The following is a 6,401-nucleotide window of genomic DNA, read 5'->3' as shown; positions in this document are numbered from 1 at the left end:
GTAGCTGAAAAATCAGCTACAATGCGCCGCGTTCCTCCTCCCTGCTCATGCTCTCAACTAACGATCGTGAGCATCTCGACAATCTTATCGTGTCTTGTACAGTCGTTTCGTCCCCCCAATACAGTGAATTGCTCCGTCACTCCCGGCGGGGCTTTTTTCTTAGAATATAGGAAAGTAAATGTAATGAAACCTACTGGGCCGCCCAAGGACCGAGACAGAAGTTTCACCTTGCAATGAATCTAAAGTTGGAGCCACGAAACGGAGGAGACGCAGCATGCACAAAAACCGGCTAGGAGCTTACCTGTTCAGCTTTCCCAGCTTCTTCCTGACCATGGCGCTCGGGATCTATCCCGTCGTCTGGGCGCTTCGATACATGTTCTACGATTACCAGGGGTTCGGCCAGCCGAAGTTCATCGGCCTCGACAACTTCGTGCGGGTGGCCAGAGATACGGAGTTCTGGCAGTCCGTCGCCAACACGTTCGTGTACGCGGGCGGCAAGCTGATCATCACGCTTCCGCTATCGCTCATCCTCGCCGTTATTCTCAACCGCAAGCTGAAGGGACGACACGCGTTCCGGGCGATCATCTTCCTGCCCACAATCTTCAGCGCGTCGGTTATGTCGATCGTCTTTTATATTATTTTCAACTCGTACAACGGCATTATCAATCAATACTTGATGAAGCTGCACCTCGTGTCGGCCCCGGTCGATTGGCTGGGCGCTTCGAAAGCGATGCTGACCATCGTCATCATCGCCGTGTGGGGCGCCGTCGGCAACTATATGCTCTTGTTCATCGCGGGCCTGCAAAGCATTCCGGAGGATGTCTACGAAGCGGCTTCGCTCGACGGCGTGAATTCGGCGCAAAGGCTGTGGTATATCACCATTCCGATGCTGGGGCCGGTGCTTCAGATGATCGTCATGCTCGCCATCACGACGTCGCTCAAAGGTTACGAGAGCATCATGGTATTGACGGAGGGCGGACCGTTCGGCAAGACGGAAGTGATGTACCTGTACTTGTACAAGCTGTTCTTCCCGCTGACGACCGCGGGCACATCCGTGCAAAATATCGGCTACGGCAGCGCGGTAGGCTTCACGACGGCCGTCATCGTCGGCCTGATCACCTGGCTGTACTTCTGGATGTCGCGGAAGCTGAACAACATCTACTAAGGAGGGACCATCATGACCATTATGCGCAAATTCGCCCTGAGGCTGCCCGTCTGGACGCTGCTCGTCCTTGTGTCCGCAGCGATGTTGTTCCCCGTCGCCGTCGCGATCCTCGGTTCGTTCAAATCCAATCTGGAGCTGACGACGGGCGCCACGTTTTTCCCGGAATCCTGGCAATTCCGCAACTACCTGCAAGCTTGGACGGGCGCGGACTTCGCGAGCTTCACGTTCAATAGCGTTTTCGTGGCGGTGTTCGTGACGATCGGCACGCTGCTCGTGGCCTCCATGGCCGCCTATGCGGTGGACCGGGTGGCGTTCAAAGGCAAGAAGATCTTCATCTTCCTGCAATCGTTCACGCTGTTCATCTCCATCGGCGCGGTCGTGCTGCGCCCGCAATTCGACCTCATGGTGGGCATCGGTTTGCAGAAATCATTATGGGGTGTCATAATCATTCTCATTAGCGCCCACGCCACCGCGTTCTTCATGATTATCGGCTTCTTCCGCGGCATCCCGAAGGATCTGGACGAGGCGGCGCTGATCGACGGCTGCAACTTCTACTCCATCTTCTGGCGCATCATCTTGCCGCTGCTGAGACCGGCGCTTGCCGTCGTGACGCTGTTCACCTTCCGCGGAGCATGGAACGAATACATTTTGCCGTTAGTGTTCTCCTTGTCCCGCCCGGACATGCAGACGCTGCCGGTGGGTCTCGCCAATCTCCGGTACGGCGCCGGAGCCGCGGTCGAGAACCAGCTGATGCTGGCCGGAGCGTGCATCTCGCTGCTGCCCCTGCTGATCGTGTATTTGTTCGCCAACCGTTCCTTCATGCAGGTTACGGTGGGCTCCGTCAAAGGTTAATCCTTTCTGGAATGAGGCGATGTGCAAGATGAAACAATTGTTTCGCCGAATATCGTTGAAGAGAAGACTGTGGGTATCCTTCGTGATGCTCACAGTCGTTTGCATATCCGTCACGGGAGCTTACGTTTCCGTGTTTTTTGCATCCGAGATGAAGACGCAGGCGGCGACGACGAGCCAGAACACGCTGAACAAGACGGCGCAGGTGTTCGACGAACGTCTGCGCAATATCGTCGTATCCATCTCCACGCTCATGATGGGCGAGCCGTTCCAGCGCACGATGCGGGACGTGCAGGCGGGGAACGGCGCGGATTATTACAACCGGCTGTCCCAGTTGCAGACGCCGTTCGCCCAGATGATGCTGGCGGAGCAATCCATCGATTCCGTGCTCATCCACACGCCGATCGGCGAATTCTACCCCACCGAGAATTGGCGCGTAGGGGAGATGCCGTTCGAAGACACGACCGTGGCCAAAGCGATCGGGGATTACGAAGGACGGCCCTGGAACACGATATGGGTGCGCGGCCATTCCGACGAGCTGTTCTCCCGCGGCAGGGAGGTGATCTCGCTTGTCATCAAGCCGTTGTTCGATACGCTGCTTTCGGGCGTGTACGTCGTGGTCAACATTCGCGAGGACCATCTGCTGGATCTAATCAAGGCCAATCTGCAGGAGGGCAGCCTGAAGCAGAAGCTGATCGACCGCGGGGGCACGGGCATATTCTCCTCTACGGAGACGGAAGGCGGACAAGCGCGACCGCTGCAAGATTATATCGGAAGCAGCGATCGGGGACACTTTGAATACGAAACCGCTTCGGACGGCGTCTACCTGGTCAACTACGCCGGGCTCGGGATGAATCCCGACTGGGTGCTGATCGGCTATCAATCCAAGAAGCAGCTGCTTGCGCCCGTCGCCCAGATGCGCTGGACGATCCTGACGATTATGGGCGTCTGCGTCCTGCTCGCGCTCGTCCTCTCCAGCATGCTGTCGGAGCTTCTGCTGAAGCCGTTGTTCAAGCTGCGCAATCTGATGTTCAAGGTCGAGCAGAGCAAGCTGGACGTGCGTTTCGAGAGTCCTTTCGAGGACGAGATCAGCCAGGTTGGGTATAAGTTCAACCGCATGATGGACCAGATCGGCGAGCTGATCGAGGAGGTCAAAACGTCGGAGCAGGAGAAGCGGTATTCCGAGATCAAGGCGCTGCAGGCGCAGATCGATCCGCATTTTCTCTACAACACGCTGAACACGATCTATTGGAAAAGCGAGATGGAGGAGCAGCAGGCCGTCAGCGAGATGATCGTGTCCTTGTCGCTGCTGTTCCGGCTAGGGCTGAATAACGGCAAGGAAATCACGACGCTCCGCCAGGAGCTGAACCACGTCGAGCAGTACCTGAAGCTGCAGACGATGTGTTATCCCGAGCTATTCACTTACGAGTTCCATTGCGAGGACGAAGGCCTTCTGGAGGTGCCCGTGCTGAAAATCATGCTGCAACCGCTGGTCGAGAACAGCATTCTTCACGCTTTCCAGGAGCTGGACCGGCCGGGTCGCCTCGATATTACGGCCGCCGCGAACGGGGGCATGCTGACGCTTGCCGTCGCCGACAACGGGAGCGGCATGAGCCCCGAAGTATTGGAGCGGCTCCGGGCGGGCATGGACGGCGGCGGCTCCTCCGGTGGCTACGCTTTGTCCAACATCAGGGCCAGATTGTCGCTTTATTACGGCCATCTGGCCGACATGCAGCTGGAGAGCTCGCCGGGCGAGGGAACCACAGTGAAGCTAGTCATTCCGATGCAAGAGGTGAGAGAATCATGAGCAACATGAGCATGTGCATTATAGACGACGTGAGAACGGTCATCGACGGCATTCTGAAGAAGGTGGATTGGGCGGCGCACGGCATCGACATCGCCGGAACGGCCGTGAACGGCAAGGAAGGGCTGCAGCTCATTCGGGAGCGGCAGCCGGACATCATATTGACGGACATCAGGATGCCGCTGGCGAGCGGCCTCGATATGGTGCGGGAGCTGCAAGAGAGCGGCACGACCGCCAAGGTCATCTTCTTCAGCGGGTATTCGGAATTCGAATACGCGCGGGAATCGATGAGGCTCGGCGCCTTCGACTACGTGCTGAAGCCGTTCACGGTGAAGCAGATCGAGGAAGTGGTGCTCCACGCTAAAGCGCAGATCGAGGAGGAGCGGGCGAAGAAGCTGGACCGCCTGGCGCTGGAGCGGAAGCTGCGGGAGAGCCTGCCCTATCTGCGGCAGGAATACTTCCGGCTGCTGATCCGCCACGAGGAGCAGCCTGCGCGGGCGGCGGACAAGTGGGAGTTCCTCGGCATCGACATGGAGCCGCGGGGCTTTATCGCGATGGCGGTCCAGATCGACGGGCTGCCGGAGGAGAACTCGCCGATGCCGGTGCGCGAAGTGGAGCTTAGCCGTTTCGCGGTGCAGAATATTTTGGAGGAGACGCTCAAGAAACACGTCAAAGGCGTGTTGTTCCGCGAGCAATCGGGTCCTTTCGTCATCCTGGTCAACGACGGCGACGACCCCGACGTGCTGGCGCTGGCGGAGGCTTGCCGCAATAACGTCAGCCTGTACGCGAAGCGGGACATCTCGATCGGCATCGGGGGCCACGCGGACACGATCGGCGAGATCGCCATGTCCTACGCGCAGGCGAGGACGGCGCTGAGCTATCAGTTTTATTTTGGCAGCGGGAGCATGATCGCATATAAGGATATCGAACGCCAGGTCGGCATGACGCCGCAATATTCGCCGGAGAAGGAGACGGAGCTGCTCTATTGCCTTCGGTCCGGCAACCGCGAAGGAACGGAACGCCTTCTGGGGGATATGTTCGAGGAATGTCTGCGTTACCCGGCCCCGCCAGATCCCGATAATCTGACCAACCTGTTCTACGGGCTCGCGTTCGCGATGTACCGGGTGCTTGCAGAGAAGGCCGATCCGGAGCAGAGAAGATGGCTGGACGAACGTCTCGTGGCGCTCAAGAAAGGAAAGTACGCCTCGACGTCGGAGCTGATGGACGGGGTGCGGGAGCTTGGGCTGACGGGCTGCGACTGGATGCAGAAGCGGCAGAAGAACGACGCCGGCCAGTTGATCCACCAGGCCATTCAGTACGCGAGCGAACGTCTTGGAACGGACCTGTCGGTGCAGGAATGCGCGGCCGCCGTTCATTTGAGTCCCAGCTATTTCTCCAACTTGTTCAAGAAGGAGACGGGCATGACCTTCATGCAGCACGTCACGGGCGCGAGGATGGAGAAGGCCAAGAAGCTGCTGCTGGAGGGCATGCAGGTGCAGGACGTGACGTTCGAGCTGGGCTATCGGGACCGTCCGTACTTCAGCGAGCTGTTCAAGAAACACGCGGGCATGACGCCTACGGAATTCAGGAGCAAATATGAAGGCGGAGGGACGGAGTAAGCTCGGACAGGGGGAACAGGAGAGTCATTTTACCCTACATGAATCGTTATTTTGCCCTTCTTGGAGGTGGAGCCGGAGGTGCTACAATCAGGACAGGCAAGCAAATTGCCGGTCGAAGCGCTTCGGGCGGCCCGCGAGCCAGATAAAGGGGAGGTAAGACAGATGAAGAGAGTATTCGGTGGAAAGTATGCGCTTACGTTAAGCGGTTTGACGATTCTTGCCCTGCTTGCGTCGGCTTGTTCTTCTGGGACAGGCGGCAACGCGAACGTGAACGGGGGCAACCAAGGCGAGCAAGGCGGAGCCTCTGGAGAGAAGACGAAGATTACCTACTGGACGATGGATCGCCATGATATGGATTACATGCAGACGAAGGTAGATGAATATAACGCGACCAACACGGACAATATCGTGGTCGAGATGAAAGTCATGGCGGACAACTACAACCAGGCGGTCGACGTGGCATTCTCCAGCAACCAGGCGCCGGACGTGCTGAAGGTCAACGACTTCCCGACCTACGTGAACAAAGGATATCTGGCTCCGCTGGGAGAGCTGCTCGGCGCGGAATTCCTGGCGCAATTCGACGGCTTGCTGGTCGACAACGTCTATCAGATGGACGGAGTCGTCTATACGCTTCCGAACACCGGCCAGTTCTGGAGACTGCTCTACAACGTGGATCTGATGGAGCAAGCGGGTTATTCCGAGCCTCCGAAGACGCTGGACGAGATGGTCGACGCCGCCAAAAAAATCACGGAAGCCGGCAAATCGCAAGGCATCTACGGTTTCGCGAGCAACTTCAAGAGCGGCTCCGGCTTCACTCGCCCGGCTTACGCGTCGGGCACGCTGGACTCCGCGACGAGCCACGAGGGTTACAACTACCAGACGGGCGAGTTCGACTTCGAAATGTACCGCGACGTCGTCGAAGCGCTTCGCCAGATCAAGGTGGACGGCAGCATGATCCCGGGCG

5 protein-coding genes are annotated in these 6,401 nt (G+C 58.1%); all 5 read left to right on the top strand.

What is annotated here, in order from left to right:
• Positions 1-274: 274 nt before the first annotated feature.
• Positions 275-1,165: a carbohydrate ABC transporter permease gene (locus tag B1748_RS36020; RefSeq protein WP_087572790.1), complete on the top strand. Its 891-nt coding sequence runs from the start codon at positions 275-277 to the stop codon at positions 1,163-1,165.
• A 21-nt stretch (positions 1,166-1,186) separates the two neighbouring features.
• Positions 1,187-2,017: a carbohydrate ABC transporter permease gene (locus tag B1748_RS36015; RefSeq protein WP_373271327.1), complete on the top strand. Its 831-nt coding sequence runs from the start codon at positions 1,187-1,189 to the stop codon at positions 2,015-2,017.
• A 28-nt stretch (positions 2,018-2,045) separates the two neighbouring features.
• Positions 2,046-3,821 carry a sensor histidine kinase gene (locus tag B1748_RS36010; protein WP_087572788.1) on the top strand — a complete coding sequence of 592 codons (1,776 nt, stop codon included), beginning with the start codon at positions 2,046-2,048 and terminating at the stop codon, positions 3,819-3,821.
• The gene (locus B1748_RS36005) at positions 3,818-5,437 is read left to right on the top strand and encodes a helix-turn-helix domain-containing protein (RefSeq protein ID WP_087572787.1); all 1,620 of its coding nucleotides are present in this window, start codon (positions 3,818-3,820) and stop codon (positions 5,435-5,437) included. The genes B1748_RS36010 and B1748_RS36005 overlap by 4 nt, the downstream gene beginning before the upstream one ends.
• A gap of 162 nt (positions 5,438-5,599) precedes the next feature.
• Positions 5,600-6,401 (top strand): ABC transporter substrate-binding protein (locus B1748_RS36000; protein ID WP_143810479.1); only part of this gene is annotated, 802 nt, incomplete at its 3' end.

The organism is Paenibacillus sp. MY03 (assembly GCF_002165585.1).
In the GTDB taxonomy this organism is placed as follows: Bacteria; Bacillota; Bacilli; order Paenibacillales; family Paenibacillaceae; genus Pristimantibacillus; species Pristimantibacillus agaridevorans.
The sequence above is the reverse complement of the archived record's forward strand: the minus strand, read 5'-3'. Positions and strand labels throughout refer to the sequence as shown.

Excerpts from the sequence above, each read along its gene's own strand:
- B1748_RS36010 (WP_087572788.1), top strand. The coding sequence starts at position 2,046 with ATGAAACAATTGTTTCGCCGAATATCGTTGAAGAGAAGACTGTGGGTA.
- B1748_RS36020 (WP_087572790.1), top strand. The coding sequence starts at position 275 with ATGCACAAAAACCGGCTAGGAGCTTACCTGTTCAGCTTTCCCAGCTTC.
- B1748_RS36005 (WP_087572787.1), top strand. The coding sequence starts at position 3,818 with ATGAGCAACATGAGCATGTGCATTATAGACGACGTGAGAACGGTCATC.
- B1748_RS36015 (WP_373271327.1), top strand. The coding sequence starts at position 1,187 with ATGCGCAAATTCGCCCTGAGGCTGCCCGTCTGGACGCTGCTCGTCCTT.